The organism is Comamonas guangdongensis (assembly GCF_041079535.1).
Taxonomy (GTDB): domain Bacteria; phylum Pseudomonadota; class Gammaproteobacteria; order Burkholderiales; family Burkholderiaceae_C; genus Comamonas; species Comamonas guangdongensis.
This window is the reverse complement of sequence record NZ_JBFYGN010000001.1, coordinates 91,160-111,636: the sequence shown is the minus strand read 5'-3', so window position 1 is coordinate 111,636 and position 20,477 is coordinate 91,160. Positions and strand designations below refer to the sequence as shown.

Annotated in this window: 21 protein-coding genes; 7 read left to right on the top strand and 14 right to left on the bottom strand. The window is 64.5% G+C overall.

Annotated features, from left to right (window positions below):
- Positions 1-90 precede the first annotated feature (90 nt).
- Positions 91-966: an acetyl-CoA carboxylase, carboxyltransferase subunit beta gene (gene accD / locus AB6724_RS00470; protein ID WP_369336537.1), complete on the top strand. Its 876-nt coding sequence runs from the start codon at positions 91-93 to the stop codon at positions 964-966.
- 72 nt (positions 967-1,038) lie between these two features.
- On the opposite strand, the gene AB6724_RS00465 is transcribed toward accD, so the two are convergent.
- On the bottom strand, positions 1,039-1,608 hold the full coding sequence (locus AB6724_RS00465; protein ID WP_369336536.1) for a YggT family protein: 570 nt from the start codon (positions 1,606-1,608) through the stop codon (positions 1,039-1,041).
- 59 nt (positions 1,609-1,667) lie between these two features.
- Between AB6724_RS00465 and AB6724_RS00460 the strand changes: the two genes are divergently transcribed.
- The 6 genes from AB6724_RS00460 (at position 1,668) to AB6724_RS00435 (ending at position 8,728) form a co-directional block, all read left to right on the top strand.
- On the top strand, positions 1,668-2,321 hold the full coding sequence (locus tag AB6724_RS00460) for an LON peptidase substrate-binding domain-containing protein (protein ID WP_369336535.1): 654 nt from the start codon (positions 1,668-1,670) through the stop codon (positions 2,319-2,321).
- A gap of 253 nt (positions 2,322-2,574) precedes the next feature.
- On the top strand, positions 2,575-4,119 hold the full coding sequence (gene lysS / locus AB6724_RS00455) for a lysine--tRNA ligase (protein WP_369336534.1): 1,545 nt from the start codon (positions 2,575-2,577) through the stop codon (positions 4,117-4,119).
- A 561-nt stretch (positions 4,120-4,680) separates the two neighbouring features.
- Positions 4,681-5,520: a class II glutamine amidotransferase gene (locus tag AB6724_RS00450; protein WP_369336533.1), complete on the top strand. Its 840-nt coding sequence runs from the start codon at positions 4,681-4,683 to the stop codon at positions 5,518-5,520.
- A gap of 260 nt (positions 5,521-5,780) precedes the next feature.
- Complete coding sequence (locus tag AB6724_RS00445; RefSeq protein WP_369336532.1) at positions 5,781-6,800, top strand: hypothetical protein; 1,020 nt, start codon at positions 5,781-5,783, stop codon at positions 6,798-6,800.
- Between the two features lie 144 nt (positions 6,801-6,944).
- The gene (locus AB6724_RS00440; RefSeq protein WP_369336531.1) at positions 6,945-8,003 is read left to right on the top strand and encodes a diguanylate cyclase domain-containing protein; all 1,059 of its coding nucleotides are present in this window, start codon (positions 6,945-6,947) and stop codon (positions 8,001-8,003) included.
- A 59-nt stretch (positions 8,004-8,062) separates the two neighbouring features.
- Positions 8,063-8,728 carry a mechanosensitive ion channel family protein gene (locus AB6724_RS00435; protein ID WP_369336530.1) on the top strand — a complete coding sequence of 222 codons (666 nt, stop codon included), beginning with the start codon at positions 8,063-8,065 and terminating at the stop codon, positions 8,726-8,728.
- Between the two features lie 57 nt (positions 8,729-8,785).
- Here the strand turns inward: AB6724_RS00435 and purT are convergent, their stop codons facing one another.
- The 13 genes from purT to AB6724_RS00370 form a co-directional block, all read right to left on the bottom strand.
- Positions 8,786-10,003 (bottom strand): formate-dependent phosphoribosylglycinamide formyltransferase, encoded by a 1,218-nt coding sequence (gene purT, locus AB6724_RS00430; RefSeq protein ID WP_369336529.1) that lies wholly within the window; start codon positions 10,001-10,003, stop codon positions 8,786-8,788.
- Positions 10,004-10,083: 80 nt separating this feature from the next.
- Entirely contained in the window at positions 10,084-10,563 is a 480-nt protein-coding gene (locus AB6724_RS00425; protein WP_369336528.1) for a hypothetical protein, read from the bottom strand.
- A 213-nt stretch (positions 10,564-10,776) separates the two neighbouring features.
- The gene (locus AB6724_RS00420) at positions 10,777-11,133 is read right to left on the bottom strand and encodes a hypothetical protein (protein WP_369336527.1); all 357 of its coding nucleotides are present in this window, start codon (positions 11,131-11,133) and stop codon (positions 10,777-10,779) included.
- 67 nt (positions 11,134-11,200) lie between these two features.
- The gene (locus tag AB6724_RS00415; RefSeq protein ID WP_369336526.1) at positions 11,201-11,671 is read right to left on the bottom strand and encodes a hypothetical protein; all 471 of its coding nucleotides are present in this window, start codon (positions 11,669-11,671) and stop codon (positions 11,201-11,203) included.
- A 59-nt stretch (positions 11,672-11,730) separates the two neighbouring features.
- Complete coding sequence (locus AB6724_RS00410; RefSeq protein WP_369336525.1) at positions 11,731-12,786, bottom strand: 6-phosphofructokinase; 1,056 nt, start codon at positions 12,784-12,786, stop codon at positions 11,731-11,733.
- 171 nt (positions 12,787-12,957) lie between these two features.
- On the bottom strand, positions 12,958-14,748 hold the full coding sequence (locus AB6724_RS00405) for an ABC transporter ATP-binding protein/permease (RefSeq protein ID WP_369336524.1): 1,791 nt from the start codon (positions 14,746-14,748) through the stop codon (positions 12,958-12,960).
- A gap of 229 nt (positions 14,749-14,977) precedes the next feature.
- Positions 14,978-16,081 (bottom strand): beta-N-acetylhexosaminidase, encoded by a 1,104-nt coding sequence (gene nagZ, locus AB6724_RS00400; protein ID WP_369336523.1) that lies wholly within the window; start codon positions 16,079-16,081, stop codon positions 14,978-14,980.
- Positions 16,082-16,137: 56 nt separating this feature from the next.
- Positions 16,138-16,533: a holo-ACP synthase gene (gene acpS / locus AB6724_RS00395; protein ID WP_369336522.1), complete on the bottom strand. Its 396-nt coding sequence runs from the start codon at positions 16,531-16,533 to the stop codon at positions 16,138-16,140.
- Positions 16,534-16,598: 65 nt separating this feature from the next.
- Positions 16,599-17,372 carry a pyridoxine 5'-phosphate synthase gene (locus tag AB6724_RS00390; protein WP_369336521.1) on the bottom strand — a complete coding sequence of 258 codons (774 nt, stop codon included), beginning with the start codon at positions 17,370-17,372 and terminating at the stop codon, positions 16,599-16,601.
- Positions 17,369-18,148 carry a DNA repair protein RecO gene (recO, locus tag AB6724_RS00385; RefSeq protein ID WP_369336520.1) on the bottom strand — a complete coding sequence of 260 codons (780 nt, stop codon included), beginning with the start codon at positions 18,146-18,148 and terminating at the stop codon, positions 17,369-17,371. Before recO ends, AB6724_RS00390 begins: the two co-directional genes overlap by 4 nt.
- Before the next feature lie 169 nt (positions 18,149-18,317).
- Positions 18,318-19,433: a GTPase Era gene (gene era, locus AB6724_RS00380; RefSeq protein WP_369336519.1), complete on the bottom strand. Its 1,116-nt coding sequence runs from the start codon at positions 19,431-19,433 to the stop codon at positions 18,318-18,320.
- A complete protein-coding gene (rnc, locus tag AB6724_RS00375) occupies positions 19,430-20,113 on the bottom strand; it encodes a ribonuclease III (protein ID WP_369336518.1) in 684 nt (227 codons plus the stop codon). The genes era and rnc overlap by 4 nt, the downstream gene beginning before the upstream one ends.
- Positions 20,114-20,122: 9 nt before the next feature.
- Positions 20,123-20,473, bottom strand: a complete 351-nt coding sequence (locus AB6724_RS00370) for a DUF4845 domain-containing protein (RefSeq protein WP_369336517.1) — start codon at positions 20,471-20,473, stop codon at positions 20,123-20,125.
- Between the last annotated feature and the right edge of the window lie 4 nt (positions 20,474-20,477).

The window sequence follows — 20,477 nt, the reverse complement described above, 5'->3', positions numbered from 1 at the left end:
CTGACCGGGATTGTGCCAGTGCCTGCGCCGCGCCGCCCTCATGGGTTGCGGGTGGCGCGCAGTGCAGTGGAAACTGAAAAGGAAATAACCATGTCCTGGCTTGAAAAACTTCTGCCCGCAAAAATCCAGCAGACCAACCCGACGGAGCGCCACCAGCAGATTCCCGAAGGTCTGTGGATCAAATGCCCCAGCTGTGAAACCGTTCTGTACAAGACCGATCTGGAAAAGAACCAGAACGTCTGCCCGACCTGCGGCCACCATCACCGCATCGGCGCACGCGCGCGGCTGAACCATTTCCTCGATGCCGAGGGCCGCTACGAAATCGGCCAGGAGGTCATTCCAGTCGACCCGCTCAAATTCAAGGACAGCCGCAAGTACCCCGAGCGTCTGAAGGAAGCGCTGGAGAACACCGGCGAGACCGATGCGCTGATCGTCATGGGCGGTGCCGTCAAGAGCATCAACGTGGTCGTGGCCTGCTTCGAGTTCGACTTCATGGGCGGCTCCATGGGCTCCGTGGTCGGCGAGCGCTTTGTGCGCGGCGTGGAAACCGCCATCGAACAGAAAGTGCCGTTCATCTGCTTTACCGCCACCGGCGGCGCGCGCATGCAGGAAGGCCTGCTGTCGCTGATGCAAATGGCCAAGACCAATGCCGCGCTGACCCGTCTGGCCAAGAAAGGCCTGCCCTATATCTCGGTGCTGACCGACCCCACCATGGGCGGCGTGTCGGCCGGTTTCGCCTTTGTCGGCGATATCGTGATTGCCGAACCCAAGGCCTTGATCGGCTTTGCGGGCCCGCGCGTGATCGAGACCACGGTGCGCGTGAAGCTGCCCGAAGGCTTCCAGCGCGCCGAGTTCCTGCAGGACAAGGGTGCCGTGGACATGATCGTGGACCGCCGCGAGCTGCGCGACCGCGTCTCCAGCTCCCTGGCCATGCTGCAGCGCCTGCCCGCCGACGCCGTGGCATAAGCGCCCACGCGCCCCAAAAACAAACAGCCCGCGCAGACCCAGTCTGCGCGGGCTGTTTGCTTGCTGCCGGGCTTAGAGACTGCTTTGCGCAATCACCATCAAGCCGGCCGCCTGCACATAATTGAGCACCATCAACAGCACCTGCAGCGCGATCAGGCCGATCAGCGCAGAGAAGTCCACATTGCCGATCAGGGGCACGAACTTGCGTATGGGCGCCACCAGCGGATCCGACAGGCGCTGCAGCACGCCATAGATCGGCGAATACGGCTGCACCCAGGACAGGATGGCATAGACCAGCAGGATGCCCATCATGCCGGACAGGGCCACCTTGACCAGGCCGCAGAGGGCCAGCCAGGGCAGAGCCAGCAATGCGCCCTTGGCACCCAGCAGCAGCCAGACCAGCAGCACCTCCACGAACTGCAGCAGCAGGGCTGCCAGCAGGCTGAGCATATCCCAGCGCCCCTTGCTGGACATGACCTTGCGCAGCGGCAGCACGATCCAGTCGCTGAGCGCAAAGACCAGCTGCCCCACGGGATTGGAAAACGGCACGCGCTGGGCCTGCATATACATGCGCAGCAGGCTGGCGCCGCTGATCAGCCCCACGACAACGTCCAGCAGAAACGAAACAATCTCAAACAGCATGTGACTTGATCCGAAAAATAGCGGCATTTCGCCCATTCGTGGGATGATAGCCGGGCACCATGACTGAAACATCAAGTCTGCACTCTCTGCCGCTGTTCCCACTGGGAGCTGTCCTGTTTCCCGGCGGCCAGCTAAGCCTGCGGGTCTTCGAGGTGCGCTACCTCGACATGGTGCGTAAATGCCTGAGCACCGGCGCCCCATTCGGCGTAGTGGCGCTGCACAGCGGACAGGAGGTGCGCCAGGCCGGAGCCCAGCCGGAGCAGCTGTTTGCCGAAGGCGTGCTGGCCCGTATCGAGAAGCTGGAAACCGTGCAGACCGGTCTGCTGCATCTGCAATGCCATGGCATGCAGCGCTTTCACATCGAAAACAGCTGGCGGCTGCCGCACGGGCTCTGGGTGGCCGATGTGAACCTGCAGCCCCCCGACGTCGTCGTACCGGTGCCGCCCCATCTGCGCAGCATGGCCCATGCGCTGTTCCAGGTGCTGATGAATATGCATGGCCAGGATATCGGCCGCGTGCAGCTGCCGACGCTGGCACAGATGAACGACTGCGGCTGGGTGGCCAACCGCTGGGCCGAGATGCTGCCGCTGTCCGTGAACATCAAGCAGCAGCTCATGACCCTGGACAGCCCGCTGGTGCGGCTGGAACTCGTGGCCGATGTGCTGGAACAGAACGGCATAGGCGGCTCGGGCCCGCAGGCCCGCCAGCAATAAATCCAGCCATATTGGCTTTGCGGCCATGCCGGGCTGGCGCTGCAGACTCTGTTTTCAATAGCACAACCAGGGCTGCAAACTGCGACGCCCCCGACCCAGGGATGCCCATACCTCAGCCTGGGTCGGCACTTTGCCCGCCCGCTCTCCCCAGATTTGGCAAAAAACTTAAAATGTCCGGTTCCGGACCGCGGCAGCCACTGCCGCTCCATACCTTGTGGTCTCCAACCGGCGCTTGGCGCTGGCGCTCATTTTCATGACTGAACAAAACACCTCTTCTGCGGCAGAAATCACCGCCCCTCAGGACGAAAACAAACTCATCGCCGAGCGCCGCGAAAAACTCAAAGCCCTGCGCGAGTCTTCCAAGGCCAACGGCGGCGTCGCCTTCCCCAACGACTTCAAGCCCGAGCACCGCGCCGCGGCCCTGATCGCCGAACACAGCGACAAGGACGCCGAAGCCCTGGACGCCGCAGCCATCGCCGTCAGCGTGGCCGGCCGCATGATGCTCAAGCGCGTCATGGGCAAGGCCAGCTTTGCCACCGTGCAGGACGCCACGGGCCGCATCCAGGCCTATGTGACCCGCGACGCCGTGGGCGAAGAGCTGTACGCCGATTTCAAGAAGTGGGACCTGGGCGACATCATCGCCGTCGAAGGCCAGCTGATGAAGACCAAGACCGGCGAGCTGTCGATCAAGGCCACGCGCATCCGCCTGCTGACCAAGAGCCTGCGCCCCATGCCCGACAAGTTCCACGGCATGGCCGACCTCGAGCAGAAGGTGCGCCAGCGCTATGTGGACCTGATGACGGACGAGGAGGCCCGCAAGCGCTTCGTGGCCCGCAGCAAGGCCGTGGCCGGCATCCGTGACTTCATGGTCGAGCATGGCTTCCTCGAGGTCGAGACGCCCATGCTCCACCCCATCCCCGGCGGTGCCAACGCCAAGCCCTTCATCACCCACCACAATGCGCTGGACCAGGAGATGTACCTGCGCATCGCGCCCGAGCTCTACCTCAAGCGCCTGATCGTCGGTGGCTTCGAGCGCGTGTTCGAGATCAACCGCAACTTCCGCAACGAAGGCATCTCGGTGCGCCACAACCCCGAGTTCACGATGATGGAGTTCTACGCGGCCTACTGGAACTACCGCGACCTGATGAACTACACCGAGCAGCTGATCCGCGACGCCGCCATGAAGGCCGTGGGCACGCTGGAGCTCAGCTATGGCGGCAAGCCCGTGGACCTGAGCAAGCCCTTCGAGCGCCTGACCATCGTGGAGGCCATCGTCAAGTACACCGACGCCGGCGAGAACGTGGCCAACCGCGACTGGCTGATCAATGCCCTCAAGAAGCTGGGCATGAAGGAAGACAAGGACAAGCTGTCCACGCGCACGCTGGCCAGCCTGCAAGTGCTGTACTTCGAGGAAGTGGTCGAGGACAAGCTCTGGAACCCCACTTTCATCATGGAGCACCCCACGGAAATCTCGCCGCTGGCCCGCGCCAACGACGAGCGCCCCGAGGTGACCGAGCGCTTCGAGCTCTACATCACGGGTCGTGAGTTCGGCAACGGCTTCTCCGAGCTCAACGACGCCGAAGACCAGGCCGCGCGCTTCAATGCCCAGGTGGAGGCCAAGGACAGCGGCGACGACGAAGCCATGTACTTCGACCACGACTTTGTGCGCGCCCTCGAGTACGGCATGCCTCCCACCGGCGGCTGCGGCATCGGCATCGACCGTTTCATGATGCTGCTGACCGACAGCCCCAGCATCCGCGACGTGATCCTGTTCCCCGCCCTGCGCCGCGAGCAGTAAGCCAGCCGCCAGATTGATAGCTGTCAGCGCTTGATAGCCCTTGCACTCATAGACTTTCATCTCTGAAAGCCAATCAATACAAGCGCTACCAGCTATCAAAAAAGCGACCACGCCCGCCGCTTAGCCCTAAGCCGGCACAGATGAAACCATAGCTGCCATCCCTTGAATGCAAAGGGATCGCAGCTATTTTCATGGGGTCTACACAAGCCGGTGACCCGGCGCTGTTCCGTCCCTGTACCGCGGTAACCACCAGGATCTTCGGCGCCCAGGGCACGGAGCTTTTATCCATAGGCCCGCTCACGGCTCGCATTGCGGGCCATGTTTTTTTATGGATCCGGTCAGATACAGTAGAGACCCTGCTCATCCAGGACATCTGCTGGAGGTCGGACATGCATGGACCGGACAAATCGGCTCGACGTGGGGTGACCGAACTGGATGTGCACCCGGCGCGGCTCATGGATGAGTCTGCAGCAGCCACCTGATTGACGCGTGCCCCGGCAGATGCCGGCGGCATGCGGCGGTGCCAGGCCGGGCCAGTCTTGCCGAAGCGAGGAGAGCGCCATGTGTCGTTGGCTAGCCTATACGGGCAATCCTGTTTCTCTGGAAACGATGCTGTTCCATGCGCGCCATTCGCTGATCGACCAAAGCCTGCATTCGAGGCTGGGTGCGACGACGACCAATGGCGACGGCTTCGGGCTGGGCTGGTACCAGCATCCGCACGATATGCCCTTCCGCTATCGCAGCATCCAGCCGGCCTGGCGCGATCACAACTTGCGCGAGCTGGCTCGCGCCATCTCGGCGCCCATGTTTCTTGCGCATGTTCGCGCGGCGACGCATACGCCGGTGCAGGAGACCAACTGCCATCCGTTCCGCCACCGGCGCTGGATGTTCATGCACAACGGGATGATCGAGGACTTTCCTCTCGTGCGGCGCGATCTGCTCGTGGCCATCGATCCGCAGCTCTTCGCTTCGCTGGAGGGCTCGACGGACTCGGAGACCATGTTCCTTCTGGCCATGACTTTCGGGCTGGAGCGCGATCCGGTGCCGGCCATCGCGCGCATGGCGGGCTTTGTCGAGGCCACGGCGCGCCGGTATGGGATAGCACACCCGCTCAGCATGACCGTGTGCGCCAGCGATGGCGAGCAACTGGTGGCCGTGCGCTACGCGAGCGAAGGCCAGTCGCCGCGCTCGCTCTATCACAGCACCTCCTTCAAACATCTTCACGCGCTCTACCCCGACGACCCGCGCATCGCGGCCGTCGGCGACGATGCGTATTTGATTGTTTCCGAACCTCTGGTCGATCTGCCGCAGGCCTGGGCCCAGGTGCCCGAGTCCACGGCAATCGTCGTGCGCGACGCGCAGGTCGATTACCTGCCGTTCGCACCCATTCAAGCCTTATAGGCGGCCTGGATCCTGGCCCTTCATGCCTGCCGCGCCCGCACCCATGCAAACCGAAGCCCCGTGCCCGTTCATCCAATCCCTGCTGGCCCTCTGAGCATCACCGGCGACATCGTCCTGCTCTTCGCACTGCGCCGCGCACAGCAAGCCTCATCGCTTTCCGAACCATAGCTGCCAGCCCTTTACCAGCAAGGGCTGCCAGCTGTTTTCAGCGGCAATGCATAAAACCGGCCGGTCACGGTCCGTGGCTATACTGGCCCACCATGCATATCCCTCAATACTGGGCGCAAGCGCGGCTGCGCCATGCAACCGGCCAACGCCACGGCGCTACCGTCCAGCGTTGGGGCTGGTCCGACCACAGCCAGCAGGAAGCCGAAACCCATGCCCGGCAGCGGGCGCAACAAGCACTCGACGCTTTGCTGGCCGCACCCAAGACGCGAAATCCGGATGCGAGCTTCGAGCGCATGGAGTGGCGCGGCGAATACGGACTCGATGGCGCCACGCCCATCCGCGAGGAGGTGCTGGAGCGCCGCGGCAACACCGTGCTGACGCGCAACAGCTATGGCGCCCATTGCCTGAACACCGAGCAGGTGGCCATTGCCGATATGGACTACCCGGTACCGGCCAGGCCCGCCAGCCTGCCATGGCTGTCCAGCCTGCTGCTGTTGGCCGCGCTCGCCGTCACCGCGACACAACCGGCCGCCTGGGATGCGCGCATGCTGATCGGCGTCGTCGCCGCGGCAGCGCTGGGCCTGTTCTGCCTGCGCCGCTGGCAAAGCTGGGCGCGCGACCGCAGCGCCGGCGCCAAGGCCCTGCCCCCGCGCCAGACCGCGCTGGAGCACATCCGGAATCTGTCCCAACAGCACCCCGACTGGGGCCTGCGCGTCTACGAAACCCCCAAGGGCCTGCGCGTCATCGTGACCCACGCCCTCCTCCATGCCCAGGCCCCCGAGGTCAAGACCCTGTTCGAGGGCCTGCGCGTGGACCCGCTCTACGCCATGCTTTGCGAACGGCAGCAGTGCTTTCGCGCACGCGTCAGCGCCAAGCCCTGGCGCATGAAGATGAGCGGCCTGTCCACCATGGAGCGCGGCTGGCCCCTGGAGGCGCAGCGCCTGCCGGCCCGCCAGCAATGGGTGAGCGACTACGAACAGGCGGCCGCCAGGTTCGCGGCCTGCCGCTTTGTGATGCGGCTGGGCAACCCCGAGTCCTGTGCCGAGGCCAGCGAGTTCGTGGCCTGGCATGACGCGGCCTGCCGCGCCCAAAGCAGCCTGCCACTGGCTTGAAGACGAGCCAGATCAAACCCCTGCGCAATCCTGGGCACGGCACGCTTATTTTTTGAAAATAGCGTATAAAGTAACGATAACTTACATGAACATGCTGCCAATGCCTACGGTCTTCGCACTGGCTTGCGTTCTTTCCTCTGCCTCATGACAGTCTTGCAGCCTCCCGCTTTGGCGTCTTCGGCCACAGAATCCAGCGGCGCCAACTTTGGCTCGCCCGAGTCTTCCGCACCTTTCTCCGTACTGGTGGTGGAGGATCAGGCCATGATGCGCGCGGCCCTGGTGGCCGAGCTGCGCCAGGCGGGCGTGACCCGGGTGCTGGAAGCGGAAAACGGCCGCGCCGCGCTGGCCCTGTTCAGCAGCGGACGTCCCGATCTGGTGCTGCTCGACATCCGCCTGCCCGGCGAAGACGGCTACTGGGTGGCCCGCCAGCTGCGCGAGGCCGAGCCCGGAGAGTGGACTCCCATCATCTTCCTGTCCGGCCTGGACAACGACCTCGACGTCTGGCGCGGCATCGAGGCCGGCGGCGACGACTACCTGGTCAAGCCCGTCAAGCCCATCGTGCTGGTGGCCAAGCTGCGCGCCATGCGCCGCCTGCTGGACATGCGCCGCCGCCTGGTGACTGTGTCCGCGGAACTGCATCTGGCCAACCAGAAGCTCAACGAAATGGTCGAGCTCGATGCCCTCACCGGCCTGGTCAACCGCCGCGGCATGGACCGGATTCTGCATGCGGAGATCGCGGCCGCGCGGCGCGAAGGCAAGCCGCTGACGCTGATGCTCTGCGACCTGGACCACTTCAAGCAGTTCAACGACACCCACGGCCATGTGCAGGGTGACGAATGTCTGAAACAGGTGGGCCGCCTGCTGCGCGAAGTCTGCGTACGCCCGCGCGATATCGCCGCACGCTATGGCGGCGAGGAGTTCGCGCTGATCCTGCCGAACACACCGCGTTCGGGCTCCATGACTTTTGCGCGTGCCCTGGGCCAGATGCTGAAGTTCCTCAAGATCCGCCCGCCTGGAGCCACGGAAGACCTGCAGCTGACCCTGTCCGGCGGCATCACCACCTGCATTCCCGACGAGCACACCAGCGCCGAATCCATGCTGATGCGCGCCGACGAAGCCCTGTATGCGGCCAAGACCCAGGGGCGCAACCGCTTCTTCAGCTTCGAGATGCAGATGGATACCGTCGAACAGCGGCAGCTTTGATCCGCTTGGCCGCCAAGAACCGCTAGGATGCCCTCCTGGCTTTTTTTATGGTCTTGGTTATGCGTCGTTTTCAAATGAGCCTGCCCGAATGGATGCAGGAATGGCTGGAAGTCCTGATCCCTGGGGCCCAGATTTTTCTCATCATCCTGGTGGCCTGGCTGATCAACCGGCTGCTCAAACGCATCATCTCACGCGTGGGCCAGGCCTATGACCTGCCGCACGAGCTGCTGCTGCCGCTGCGCGGCGTGTTCCGCTGGATCATCATCGGTGGCGCCGTGCTGGCCGTTCTGGAACGCCTTGGCATGTCGGCCACCGTGCTGTGGACGGCCTTCACGGGCTTTGCCACCGTCGGCGCCGTGGCTTTTTTCGCGGCCTGGAGCGTGCTGTCCAATCTGTTCTGCGCCATGCTCATCGTCACCGTCGGTCCGTTCAGGCTCGGCGACCATATCGAGCTGCTGGACTCGGCCGACAAGCCCGGCGCCAAGGGCCGCGTGATCGACCTGAACATGCTCTACACCACGCTGCAGGACGACAGCGCTCCCGAAGGCATGCCCAATCTGCTGCAGATTCCGAATTCCCTGATCTTCCAGCGCGTGCTCCGCCGCTGGAAGGGCGGCATGCCGACCGCGACGGAAAACACCCCGGCCACGAGTAACGAGGAGGCCTGCGCCATTGCGCTGACCACGCCGAGCAGCGCCGGCGAAAACGGCAGGGCCGCAACCTGAAGCGCTGCCGGCTGCAGCAAAAAGGGCTTCTTGCGAAGCCCTTTTTTGCTACCTGCCTCAGGGCAGACGCGGCCTGACCTTGCTGGCCGCCAGCTTGGCGTTCGTGCGCGCCTGCTCCAGATCCTCGGCGCGCGCCAGCGCCACGCCCATGCGGCGCTTGACGAAGCTCTCGGGCTTGCCGAACAGACGCAGGTCCGCGCCGGACACGGCCAGGGCCTCGGCCACGCCGTCAAACACCAGGCCTTGGGCGTCCTGGCCGCCGTAGATCACGGCGCTGGCACCGGGATTGCGCAGGCTGGCATCCACGGGCAGGCCCAGAATCGCGCGTGCATGCAGCTCGAACTCGCTTTGCCACTGAGTGGCCAGCGTGACCAGGCCCGTGTCGTGAGGACGTGGCGAGACCTCGCTGAACCAGACCTGCTCGCCCTTGACGAACAGCTCCACGCCGAACAGGCCCAGACCGCCCAGATCGTCGGTCACGGCCTTGGCGATCCGACGTGCCTGTTCCAGGGCTGCCGCATGCATGGGCTGGGGCTGCCAGCTTTCCACATAGTCGCCGGCCTGCTGGATATGGCCTATGGGGTCGCAGAAATGCGTCTGGACCTGACCGTCGGCGCCCTTGGCGCGCACGGTGAGCTGGGTGATTTCATAGTCGAAGTCGATAAAGCCCTCGACGATCACCCGACCCTTGGCCACGCGGCCACCGGCCATGGCGTAGTCCCAGGCCTTGGCCACATCGGCCGGAGCGTCGATCTTGCTCTGGCCCTTGCCCGAGCTGCTCATCACGGGCTTGACCACGCAGGGGTAGCCGATGGCCGGCTGTCCGTCGCTGCCGTCGATGGCAGCCTGCAGCTCGGCCAGCGAGTCACAAAAGCGGTAAGGACTGGTGGCCAGACCCAGGGTCTCGGCCGCCAGGCGGCGAATGCCTTCGCGGTCCATGGTCAGACGCGTTGCCCGGGCCGTGGGAATGCAGGTGATGACGCCTGCGGCCTCCAGCTCTTCCAGCACGGGCGTGGCAATGGCCTCGATCTCGGGCACGACCAGGTCGGGCTTTTCGTCCTCGATCAGCGCCCTGAGCTGCACCGGATCGCTCATGGTGATGGTGCGCGCATGGTGGGAGACCTGCTGGCCGGGCGCATTCTCGTAGCGGTCCACGGCAATCGTCTCCACGCCCAGGCGCTGCAGCGCCATCAGCACTTCCTTGCCCAGTTCGCCGCTGCCCAGCAGCATGACTTTGGTGGCATTGGGAGAGAGAGGTGTTCCTAAGGTGGTCATCAATGCATCCTGCAGGTGTGGCGCCAGGCTGGTGCGCCATGAAAAAAGCCCCGGCGGAGCCATCTACGCCAGGGCCCCGATCATAGGCCAGCCTCAATGCCCACTGGGCACTCCGGCTGCTGCGGCAGCACCACGGCCTGCGTGCCCACCTGCACCACCTGCCCGCCCTGCTCTGCGGCATGGGCCATGGCCTGCTCGGGCGTGGAGAACCAGTGATTGGGATAGCCCGCCTTAAGGGCCACAGCCTCCAAAGGCATATGGACCGGGGCCGCGCTGTCGGCCAGCACCTCACGATAGCCGGCCCAGTCGTCAAAGCCCGCTTCCCTGCCCAGCATCAGCAGCACATGTTTGCGCTGGACCATGGCTTTTTGCGCAAACAGCTGCGGCAGACTCAGACCCTGCAGTACCTGGCTGGACAGCAGACGCCTGAGCACAGGCAGAGCTTGCGCGCGCGAATCGGCCACGGCATCGCGATGCAGCAGCTTGGCCGCGCGCAGCAAGGCCACCACGCGCTCCGGCGCGCGGGATTCAAACGGATGGAATAAGGCTGGGGTAGGCATACCAACTCCTGTGTGCTGGACTTGCCTCGCTGCGTGCCCGGATTGGTATGCAAGCAGGATGCTTGCGCTGAACGATGATGAAGGTGCGTCTGCTTTTGCGAGATGGGCGGCCTCTCAGCCCGGGCCGCATTCTAGCGCAGAGCTTCGGGCAGGCCTCGAGCCCCCGATATCGCGAACCAATCAGCAGCGCATAGCGCTTGAGCGAACCGGGTTTCAGCGCAATACCGGCGAGTAATGCTGTATGCGGCAGGGGCCGCGCTCCTTGCATTCGCCATCGAGATAGCGGTAGCGCACGTTCACCGTCTTGCCGGGCCGGGGCCACTGGCTGCGCGGCAGCTCGCTCTGGTAGTCCTCGGCCTCGGGCCTGAAGCTCAGCGCCGAACCGGGCTGCGGGCATTCGGCCTGGGCCTGGGGTTTGGCCTCGATCACCCGGGTCTGCAATTCCGCGCGATTGCTCTGCTTGTCGCGCACCTGCACCTTGAGATCGCAGCTCTCCCAGTTGCCGGCCGATGCGTTGTGGCAGATGGCCAAGATTGCCGCGGCAATAAACAGGGCTTTATTCATAGACATGATCGAGAAAGTACCGCGGCGGCTGCGCGGCGGGTTGGAAAAAGCGGTGTGCTCCAGGGGGGCGCCATCAATGCGCCAGACCCGAGGGCCTGAGAGTCCGCTGGGGGATGACACCGCCCGCAAACTCCATCTCGGCGGTCCAGACCGCATCGCCCCAGTTCCAAGGGCTGCTGGCCTGCTCCAGGCTCAGCACATGCACCCCGCTCAAATCCTTGACGCGCTCCCTGAGCCAGTCGGCCTGATCGCCGCGCACGAACACCAGGCAGCCAATCTCCCAGTCGGACTGGGTGATACCCAGTCCGTGCAGCTGGGACAGCAGCGGCGCATACCACTTCTCGACTCTTTCATTGAGACGGTTGACCAGCGCCAGCGGATAACCGGAGGCCGACACCTCCACCACATAGACCTGGCGGCGCGCGGGGCGCAGAGCCACAAAGGCCGGGCATTGCCAGCCGTCGGCCACCTCGTACTTGGGGGCCACAAAGGTTTCACCGTTGGCCGTGAGCAATTGCATCACGGCTTCTTCATGTCGGTCCATGCTGTGTATCTCCGCTGCGCAGACAAAAAAGTGCGCACAAGCTCACACCTTAGCGCAGCTCAGGCCTCGCCAAAGCAAATCCCGATATCGCGCGCCATGGTCAGCAAAGGACTGTCCAGCGGCACGGTGCGCTGGGTGTTGGCCACATCAGCGATCGCCACGCTGCCTATCCTGCCGTTCTGCAGCGTGACCATATGGCCCAGCCGACCGCTCTGCACCAGCTGCGCCGCATGGTGGCCGAACTGCGTGGCCAGCACGCGGTCGAACGGCGTGGGATCGCCGCCGCGCTGCACATGGCCCAGCACCGTGGTCCGCACCTCGCTCTTGAGATGGGGCTGCAGACGTTCGCGCAGCACATGGCCCACGCCGCCCAGGCGCACCGGATCGGGGCTGGCCTCGATGCGCTCGCGCACCGTCAGATTCTGGCCGCTTTCCTTGGCACCCTCGCCTATGCAGATGATGGTGTAGCGCTGGCGCTGCTCGCGCTTCTGGCAGACCTGGATGATGGTCTGCAGGTCGTAGTCGATCTCCGGCAGCAGAATGATGTCGGCCGCGCCCGCAATGCCGGACTCCAGCGCCAGCCAGCCCGCGTGGCGCCCCATGGTCTCCACGATCATCACGCGGTGATGACTCATGGCCGTGTTCTCTATGCGGCGCAGGCTTTCCGCCACCGTGGCCACGGCGGTATCGAAGCCGAAGCTGCGCTCGCAGTTGGCGATGTCGTTGTCAATGGTCTTGGGCACGCCCACGCAGTGCAGGCCGATCCGGCGCAGGCCGTGGGCCAGGCTCATGGTGCCGTCGCCGCCTATGACCACCACCACATCCAGGCCCAGCGTCTTTACATTGCGTTCCACCTGCTCCAGCGTCGCCTCGTCGCGCAGCGGATTGGCGCTGTTGCTGGTGCCCAAGATGGTGCCGCCCAGATGCAGGATGCCGCTGACCTCGTCCCAGCTCAAGGGCTTGACATGGGGCTTCTTGCCCATCAGGCCTTCAAAGCCGTCGGCAATGCCCAGCACCTCGCACTGGCCATGGTTGATCAAGGACTTGGTGACCGCACGGATCACCGCATTCAGACCGGGGCAGTCGCCGCCGCCGGTCAGCACACCAACACGCATTCGCAAGCTCTCCAACATGGACTGCACCCACCGGGTACGACCAAGGCCAAACCGCCTCGGCAGCGCCCGGCTCGGCGCAGGTCCTACAAAAATCAGGGCCGGCCATCATCATCCCACGCCGCAGGCCGGTTTGCACCCTGGCGCGCGGATCAAAACACTGGAAACATGCTCTTAGACCATGGCGGAAAGAGCGGTCGCGCAGACCTTGCCGGTTTCGGCATCGAGCAGCCAGCGCGTCTCGTGAAAGCGCGCCACGCTGTCGCGGTGGGCCACGGAAACCAGCGCCCCGCCGCGCTCGTTCACCAGTTGCACCAGGCGCGCATAGACCTCGGCCTCGGCCGGGCCGTCCAGCGCGCTGCTGGCCTCGTCGGCAAACACCCAGGCCGGGCGCTTGAGCAGCACGCGCGCAATCGCCAGACGCTGGCGCTCGCCGCCCGAGAGCACCGCATTCCAGGCGGCCTGCCGGTCCAGCTGACCCACCAGCCGCGGCAGCTGCGCGTCTATCAGCGCCTGCTCCAGCGCCGTATCGGCATAGTGCGAGGCGGGCTCGGGATAGGCCAGCGCATCGCGCAGGCTGCCGTCGGGGAAATAGGGACGCTGGGGAATGAACATGGCGTCCGCGGGCCGCTGCAGCCTTCCCTTGGCGAACGGCCAGATGCCCGCAAACACGCGCAGCAGCGTGGACTTGCCGCTGCCCGAGGGGCCGCTGATCAACAGCCGCTCGCCGGGCTGCACGCTGAGATCGCCGGCCCGCATGATGGGCTCGCCACTGGGCAGATCCACCTCCAGTGCCTGGGCCAGCAACCGCGCACCGCTCTGCAGGCTGACGCCGTCGTGCGCGCTCTCCTCGCCCTGCAAGCTGGTCTCGAAGCCGCCCAGGCGATTGGTGGTGGCGCGCCAGGCCGCGATGTCGGCGTAGTTGTTGACGATCCAGCTCAGCGAGTCCTGCACCTGGTTGAAGGCCGAGGCAATCTGCATGAGCTGGCCCAGCTGGATGGCGCCGCTGAAAAAGCGCGGCGCCGCGATGATGAAAGGAAACACCACGGCCGCCTGGCCGAAGAAATTGGTGAACCAGACCAGGTTCTTCTGCTTGCGGATCAGCTGCAGATAGTTGGCCAGCGCATCCGAGAAGCGCAGCGACAGCTGGGCTCCCTCCACGCGCTCGCCGCCATCCAGCGCAATGGCTTCGGAATGCTCGCGCACGCGGATCATGTGGTGGCGGAAATTGGCCTCCAGCTGCTGCTGGCGGTTGTTCAGCCAGACCTGGGGCTTGCCTATCCAGAAGGTGATGGCGCTGCCTGCCAGGCAGTAGAGCACGGCCATCCAGACCATGAAGCCCGGAATATGCAGCTCGCCGCCGCCCAGCAGCTGCGGCAGGCTCACATCCATGGCCGCGCTCAGGCCCCAGAGAATGCCGACAAAGCTAACAAAGGTGACGCAGGCATTGAGCAGGCCCATGACCAGCGAGACCGTGTAGGTGGTGAAGAGGTTCAGGTCTTCCTGGATGCGCTGGTCGGGGTTGTCCGGCACGCCCGCACGCCTGCCCGCACCAGATCCGTAACGCCCCAGCTCCAGCCGGTAAAACGCCTGGTGGGCCAGCCAGCGCCCCATGATGTGCTGGGTGAGCCAGCGCCGCCAGTTCAGCTGCAGCAGCTGGGTCAGATAGAACTTGTAGACCGCGATGACGATATAGGCCAGAGCCAGCCAGAGAAAGCGCCACAACTGCTGCCAGAACACGTCAGCCTGCTTGTTCTGCAGCGCATCGTAGAACACGCGGTTCCACTCGTTGATCTGCACCAGCATGAACACGGCCGCCAGATTCAGCGCCACGATGGCGGCCAGCAGGCCCCAGGCCTTGGCTTTCTGATCGGAGACGAAATACGGCCGGCTCAGATCGAAGGCCTGCTTGAAAACATGGATGCGGCTGAGCCGGGCAGCAGATGCTGGCGCTGTGGTGGTCATGCGGCCTCTTCTGTGGAGTGTTTGCCCAGCACTTTACGCCTGCTGACTGAGGCCAGACTTAAGCCAGAAATTCTCAGAAATGTTTACCCTGCAAGCAGCTTAAGCACCTCCGCATGAGACGCCCCTTCGCCAGGGACGCCGAGCAAGAGCCGCCTCGCGGCGGGGACGCCGAGCCGAAGGCGTCGTCCCCTTGGGGGAAGGCGCTGCGCGCGCCTCAGGGAGCCTTGGATCAGGGCAGCAGATCCAGCGCCTGCAGATAGGCGGGCTGGCGCATCAGATCGTCCCAGGTCTGGGGTTCGGTCTCGGGCAGCAAGGCCAGGCGGCGCGCTTCGGAATCCTCGTCGGGCAGCCAGCGGCCCTCGCGCAGCGCCGCGTCCATGCCGTCCAGCAGCTCGTCCACATGCTCGCCCAGGCCCAGGCTCTGGTTGCACAGCAGCACCATGTCGCAGCCCGCATTGAGCGCGGCCAGGGCCGCGTCGGTGTAGCCGATCAGCTGGCCGTTGATGCGGCGAGCGCCCTCCATGCTCAGGTCGTCGCTGAAGATGGCGCCGTCATAGCGCAGGCGGCCGCGCAGCACGTCCTTCAGCCATTTCTCGCTGAAGCCCGCAGGGCGCTTGTCCACCTTGGGGTAGATCACATGGGCCGGCATGATCGCCGTGAGCACGCTGGACAGCCAGGGATAGGGAGCCGCGTCTTCGCCGAGAATCGCCGTGAGGCTGCGCGTATCGACGGGAATGTCCACATGCGAATCGGCCTTGACGAAGCCGTGGCCCGGGAAGTGCTTGCCGCAATTGCCCATGCCCGCCTGCAGCAGGCCGTGCATCAGGCTTTTGGCCAGGGCCGCCACCACGCGCGGGTCGCGGTGAAAGCTGCGGTCGCCAATCACGCTGCTTTCGCCGTAATCCAGGTCCAGCACCGGCGTGAAGCTGAAATCCACACCGCAGGCGCGCAGCTCCGTGCCCAGCACATATCCGGCCGCCGTGGCAGCATTCATGGCGCGCAGGGCACCGCTGCCTTCGCGGGATTTCTTGCCCTTGCCGCTGCGCACGCCGTCATCCATCCACAGCTCGCCAAAGGCGCGCATGGGCGGGATATGCGTGAAGCCGTCGGTGCGAAAGCGCTGCACGCGGCCGCCCTCGTGGTCCACGCAGATCAGCAGATCGGGCTTGACGGCCTTGATGTCGGCGCACAGCTGCACCAGCGCACAGCGGTCTTCCCAGTTGCGCTTGAAAAGAATGATGCCGCCCACCAGCGGGTGGGCCAGACGGGCGCGGTCCACATCGGTCAGCGATGTGCCTGCGATATCAATGATCAGAGGGGCGTGCATGCTCATGATTTAAAAATTTCTATAGCTGTCAGCGCCTATATATCAAGCACCAGAGGCTAATTTCACTCTTTTCTTTCGACGACGCAGAAGCTGGCCGCGTAATCGGATTCGTCGGTCACGGAAAGATGCGCCTGCAGCCCTTTCTGCTCGAACCATTCCTTGAGCTCGCCATGCAGGCGGATCGCGGGCTGGCCGCTGGGCAGCTTGATGACTTCGCAGAGCTTCCAGGTCATGGGCATGCGCATGCCCAGGCCTATGGCCTTGCTGAACGCTTCCTTGGCCGAAAAGCGCGTGGCCAGATAGCGGATGCCGCGCTCGGGCCAGCGCTCGCTGCGGGCCTTCCAGGTCGCCAGTTCGCCATCGGCCAGCACTTTTTGCGCAAAACGCTCGCCATGCCGCTCCAGACTGGCACGGATGCGGCGCACATCGCAGATATCCGTGCCTATGCCGTAGATCATTGCTTGCTCCTTCGCAGCCCAGCCGGGCTTTGGCGCCCATGCTTCAAGCACGGGCAGCCATGTTGTCAGGACTTCCGGCGCGCCACTCCGTCGTCGATGCAGGCCTGGTAGGCCTTGACGGTTTCGGCATAGCCCAGCTCCAGCGCATCGGCGATCAGCGCATGGCCGATGGAGACCTCGGCCAGGCCCGGCACGCGCGCCACAAAGGCCGCGAGATTGTCGCGGTTCAGGTCATGGCCGGCATTGATGCCCAGACCCACATCCAGCGCCGCCTGTGCGGCCTTCGCATAGACCTGCAGCTGGAGCTCCTGCCCGGCCTGGCCCCAGTTGGCGGCGAAAGGTTCGGTATACAGCTCCACGCGGTCCGCGCCCGCGGCCTTGGCCGCAGCCATCTGCTCGGGGACAGGGTCCATGAACAGGCTCACGCGCACGCCCAGGGCCTTGCACTCGGCGATCAGGGGCGCCAGGCGCTCGGCATCCTGCGGGAAGCTCCAGCCATGGTCGCTGGTGAACTGGTCTTCGCTGTCGGGCACGAAGGTGGCCTGGTGCGGACGCGTGCGGCGTATGAACTCCATCAGGTTCTGCGTGGGATTGCCTTCAATATTGAACTCGGCGCCAGGCCAGTTCTTGAGCAGATCGTGCAGTTCGAACACATCCTGGGCACGGATATGGCGCTCGTCGGGGCGCGGGTGGATGGTGATGCCCTGCGCGCCGGCTTGCAGGCAGATCTCTGCGGCACGCGTGACCGAGGGTATGCCCAGATGGCGGGTATTGCGCAGCAGCGCCACCTTGTTGACATTGACCGAGAGCGCGGTACGCAAAGAGGCGGAAGGTTTCATAGCGATTGCAGATCCATCATCAGCTGGCGGGTGCGCAGCATGGTTGAGCCGCAATGGTATTGCAGAAGATTCCGCAATTGCGGCTTCAGGGCCTGGGCCACTTCGGGCTCGGCCAGGGCATGGAGGGTGCGGGGAAAAGGCTGGTCGGCCTGCAGTGCCAGCTCTATGCTCTGCCACTGCCGGCCCGTGAGCGCCGCGCGCTCGTATTCCGAGGCCTGGCGCAGGCCGCCGTCGGCCACCAGGGTGTAGCGCAGACCGGCCTGCACCTCGCTTAACGTGGTGCTTTCCTGGGTCAGGTCGGGCAGGTGGCCCAGCTCGCGCAGCAGCACCAGTTCAAAGGCGCGCAGCACGGGCTCAATGGCCTCGGTCGTGCCGCCATGCTGGCCGGCCAGCACGCGCACCACGCCCGCATAGATGTCGAACAGCGCCGCATAGGGGTCGTCGCGCGCCAGCAGCCGCAGCAGCAGCTCGTTCAGATACATGCCCGACCACAGCGCATCGCCCTGGGGCATGACATGGCCGCCCACCCACTCCGCGCCCTTGAGCGTGTGAATCTCGGCATTGCCCTCGGCACCCAGGCTGTAATTGAGCTTGAGCGGCTGCAGCGGCAGCAGCACGGGCCGGAAGTTGGAGGTATGGCGCTTGACCCCCTTGGCGGCCAGCGCCACCCGCCCGCGATGGCGCGTGAACACCTCCAGAATCAGGCTGGATTCACTCCAGTCGTACTGGTGGAGTATGTAAGCGGGTTCGTCGCTGACGCGTTTGGCGCTAGCCATGCCGCACTCCTGCCTGAGTAGCAGCGCATGCCTGCGCCCGAAAACCGCGCGAAACCGAGAAGAAGGCGGTTTTGCCGCCGGGCCGCCCCAAGGCAAAACCCGGCCTAAGCCGGGTCAGGGCCCCCTCGGGGGGCAGCAAGCACACGCAGTGAGCGAGCGTGGGGGTCACTTATTCGTAGCCGAAGGATTTGACCCGGGCCTCGTCATCGGCCCAGCCCGACTTCACCTTGACCCAGATTTCCAGGAAGACCTTGGCGTTGAGCAGCTTTTCCAGCTCCTGCCGCGCTTCGGTGGAGATGCGCTTGAGGCGCTCGCCGCCCTGGCCGATGACCATGGCCTTGTGGCCGTCGCGCTCGACCACGATGGTGGCGGCGATGCGCATGAAGCGGCCATGCTTGGGGCTGGGCTCTTCGTCGAACTTGTCGATGACCACCGTGGAGGTGTAGGGCAGCTCGTCGCCCGTGAAGCGGAACAGCTTCTCGCGGATGGTCTCCGAGGCCAGGAACTTCTCGCTGCGGTCGGTCAGCTCGTCGGCGCTGTAGAACCAGGGCTGCTGGGGCAGGTACTTGGAGCAGATGCCGAACATGCGCTCGATGTCTTTCCGGTTCTTGGCCGACATGGGCACGAACTCGGCAAACGGGTGGCGCTCCTGCATGTCGCGCAGCCAGGGCGCGATCTCGGCGCGGCGACCCACGGTATCGAGCTTGTTGGCGATCAAGAGCGTGGGAATACCGGGCTTGAACAGCGACAGCACCTTGGCATCGGCCAGCGTGAAGCTGCCGGCCTCGACCACGAACAGGATCAGGTCCACATCGCCGATCGCGCCCATCACGGTCTTGTTCAGCGACTTGTTCAGCGCCGTCGAGTGCTTGGTCTGGAAGCCCGGCGTGTCCACGAACACGAACTGGGTCTCGTCCTTGGTGCGGATGCCGGTAATGCGGTGACGCGTGGTCTGGGCCTTGCGCGAGGTGATGGAGATCTTCTGCCCCACCAGCGCATTCATCAGCGTGGACTTGCCCACATTGGGCTTGCCGACGATGGCGATCAGGCCGCAGCGCTGCTCCTCGGGTGCATAGACGCGCGCGGGCTCGGCGCCCTCTTCCTCGCGGATGGCCGTGGGCGTGGCGCCGGGCTTGGCCGCCGCCAGCATGGCGCTGATGTAGTCCAGGCTGGGGTCGGCGATATCGGTGGCAGCCGTGGCAGAGCTCTTGCGGCCTTTGTTTTGGCTTTTAGCGCTTGCTGCACCTGCGGTGCCTGCTATCTTTTTCTTAGCAGCATCGGTCATGGATGTTTGGCTTTCAATTTGTCCAGAACGGCAGCCGCAGCTGCCTGCTCGCCCATACGGCGCGATCCGCCCGTACCTTGGGCGCTGATATTCCATTCGGCGATGGAGCACTCGACCTTGAAGGTCTGCTTGTGCGCCGCGCCGCTGATTTCCACCACATGGTATTGGGGCAGTTGCATGCGCTTGCCCTGTAACAATTCCTGCAGTGCGGTCTTGGGGTCCTTCTCGGCCGCGCGCATATGCGGGTTGATGTCCACGCCCTCGAAGAGATGGTGCACGACCTTCTCGCCCGCCGCAAAACCGGCGTCCAGGTAGACGGCCCCGATCAGGGCTTCCACGGCATCCGCGAGGATGGAGGGACGCAGCTTGCCGCCGGACTTGGACTCGCCCTCGCCCAGGCGCAGCAGCTCGGGCAGCTGCAGCTGCAGCGCGATCTTGTGCAGCGTGCCTTCCTTGACCAGATTGGCGCGCACGCGCGAGAGATCGCCTTCGGGCATGGAGGCCAGCTTGGCATACAGCAGGCTGGAGATGGCCAGGCTCAGCACCGAATCGCCGAGAAACTCCAGGCGTTCGTTGTTGTCGGCCGAGAAGCTGCGGTGCGTGAGCGCACGCTGCAGCAGGGCCGGATTCGAAAATTGATGTTGCAGCCTTTGCTGCAGTGCGACTAGGGCAGGTTCCACCTGAAAGGTCTATCTCTTGAAACGGTAAACAAGGTAGGCCGGGCCTACCAGATGAATCTCACGGGAGTACTCGAAGCCGACCACCACCTTGTCGTTGACCTTGCTCACCTGCAAATCGTTGCCGGAGATGGACTTGATGTCATCGATGGACGCGGCGCGGTCAAAGCTGGCCTTGACTTCGGCCACGGTATTGCCCTCGGCAGCGGCCTTGTTGGCAGCCTTGGTGATGGCCTGGTATTCCAGAAAGACGGGCACCGATTGTGAGCCAATCCCCACCACCGCCACCAGGATCGCAACCAGAAACACCAGGCCGATAAAGGACAGTCCGCGCTGGCGCGAACGCGATGCAACTCTCTTCATGCTT

What these genes read in the sequence shown, in the direction of transcription:
- AB6724_RS00405 (WP_369336524.1), bottom strand. Translation starts at nt 14,748, where the DNA reads ATGACCACCACAGCGCCAGCATCTGCTGCCCGGCTCAGCCGCATCCAT.
- AB6724_RS00390 (WP_369336521.1), bottom strand. Translation starts at nt 17,372, where the DNA reads ATGAAACCTTCCGCCTCTTTGCGTACCGCGCTCTCGGTCAATGTCAAC.
- AB6724_RS00445 (WP_369336532.1), top strand. Translation starts at nt 5,781, where the DNA reads ATGCATATCCCTCAATACTGGGCGCAAGCGCGGCTGCGCCATGCAACC.
- AB6724_RS00425 (WP_369336528.1), bottom strand. Translation starts at nt 10,563, where the DNA reads ATGCCTACCCCAGCCTTATTCCATCCGTTTGAATCCCGCGCGCCGGAG.
- lysS (WP_369336534.1), top strand. Translation starts at nt 2,575, where the DNA reads ATGACTGAACAAAACACCTCTTCTGCGGCAGAAATCACCGCCCCTCAG.
- era (WP_369336519.1), bottom strand. Translation starts at nt 19,433, where the DNA reads ATGACCGATGCTGCTAAGAAAAAGATAGCAGGCACCGCAGGTGCAGCA.
- AB6724_RS00415 (WP_369336526.1), bottom strand. Translation starts at nt 11,671, where the DNA reads ATGGACCGACATGAAGAAGCCGTGATGCAATTGCTCACGGCCAACGGT.
- accD (WP_369336537.1), top strand. Translation starts at nt 91, where the DNA reads ATGTCCTGGCTTGAAAAACTTCTGCCCGCAAAAATCCAGCAGACCAAC.
- AB6724_RS00420 (WP_369336527.1), bottom strand. Translation starts at nt 11,133, where the DNA reads ATGTCTATGAATAAAGCCCTGTTTATTGCCGCGGCAATCTTGGCCATC.
- purT (WP_369336529.1), bottom strand. Translation starts at nt 10,003, where the DNA reads ATGACCACCTTAGGAACACCTCTCTCTCCCAATGCCACCAAAGTCATG.
- AB6724_RS00460 (WP_369336535.1), top strand. Translation starts at nt 1,668, where the DNA reads ATGACTGAAACATCAAGTCTGCACTCTCTGCCGCTGTTCCCACTGGGA.
- AB6724_RS00450 (WP_369336533.1), top strand. Translation starts at nt 4,681, where the DNA reads ATGTGTCGTTGGCTAGCCTATACGGGCAATCCTGTTTCTCTGGAAACG.
- AB6724_RS00370 (WP_369336517.1), bottom strand. Translation starts at nt 20,473, where the DNA reads ATGAAGAGAGTTGCATCGCGTTCGCGCCAGCGCGGACTGTCCTTTATC.
- AB6724_RS00435 (WP_369336530.1), top strand. Translation starts at nt 8,063, where the DNA reads ATGCGTCGTTTTCAAATGAGCCTGCCCGAATGGATGCAGGAATGGCTG.
- recO (WP_369336520.1), bottom strand. Translation starts at nt 18,148, where the DNA reads ATGGCTAGCGCCAAACGCGTCAGCGACGAACCCGCTTACATACTCCAC.
- AB6724_RS00440 (WP_369336531.1), top strand. Translation starts at nt 6,945, where the DNA reads ATGACAGTCTTGCAGCCTCCCGCTTTGGCGTCTTCGGCCACAGAATCC.
- acpS (WP_369336522.1), bottom strand. Translation starts at nt 16,533, where the DNA reads ATGATCTACGGCATAGGCACGGATATCTGCGATGTGCGCCGCATCCGT.
- nagZ (WP_369336523.1), bottom strand. Translation starts at nt 16,081, where the DNA reads ATGAGCATGCACGCCCCTCTGATCATTGATATCGCAGGCACATCGCTG.
- AB6724_RS00410 (WP_369336525.1), bottom strand. Translation starts at nt 12,786, where the DNA reads ATGCGTGTTGGTGTGCTGACCGGCGGCGGCGACTGCCCCGGTCTGAAT.
- AB6724_RS00465 (WP_369336536.1), bottom strand. Translation starts at nt 1,608, where the DNA reads ATGCTGTTTGAGATTGTTTCGTTTCTGCTGGACGTTGTCGTGGGGCTG.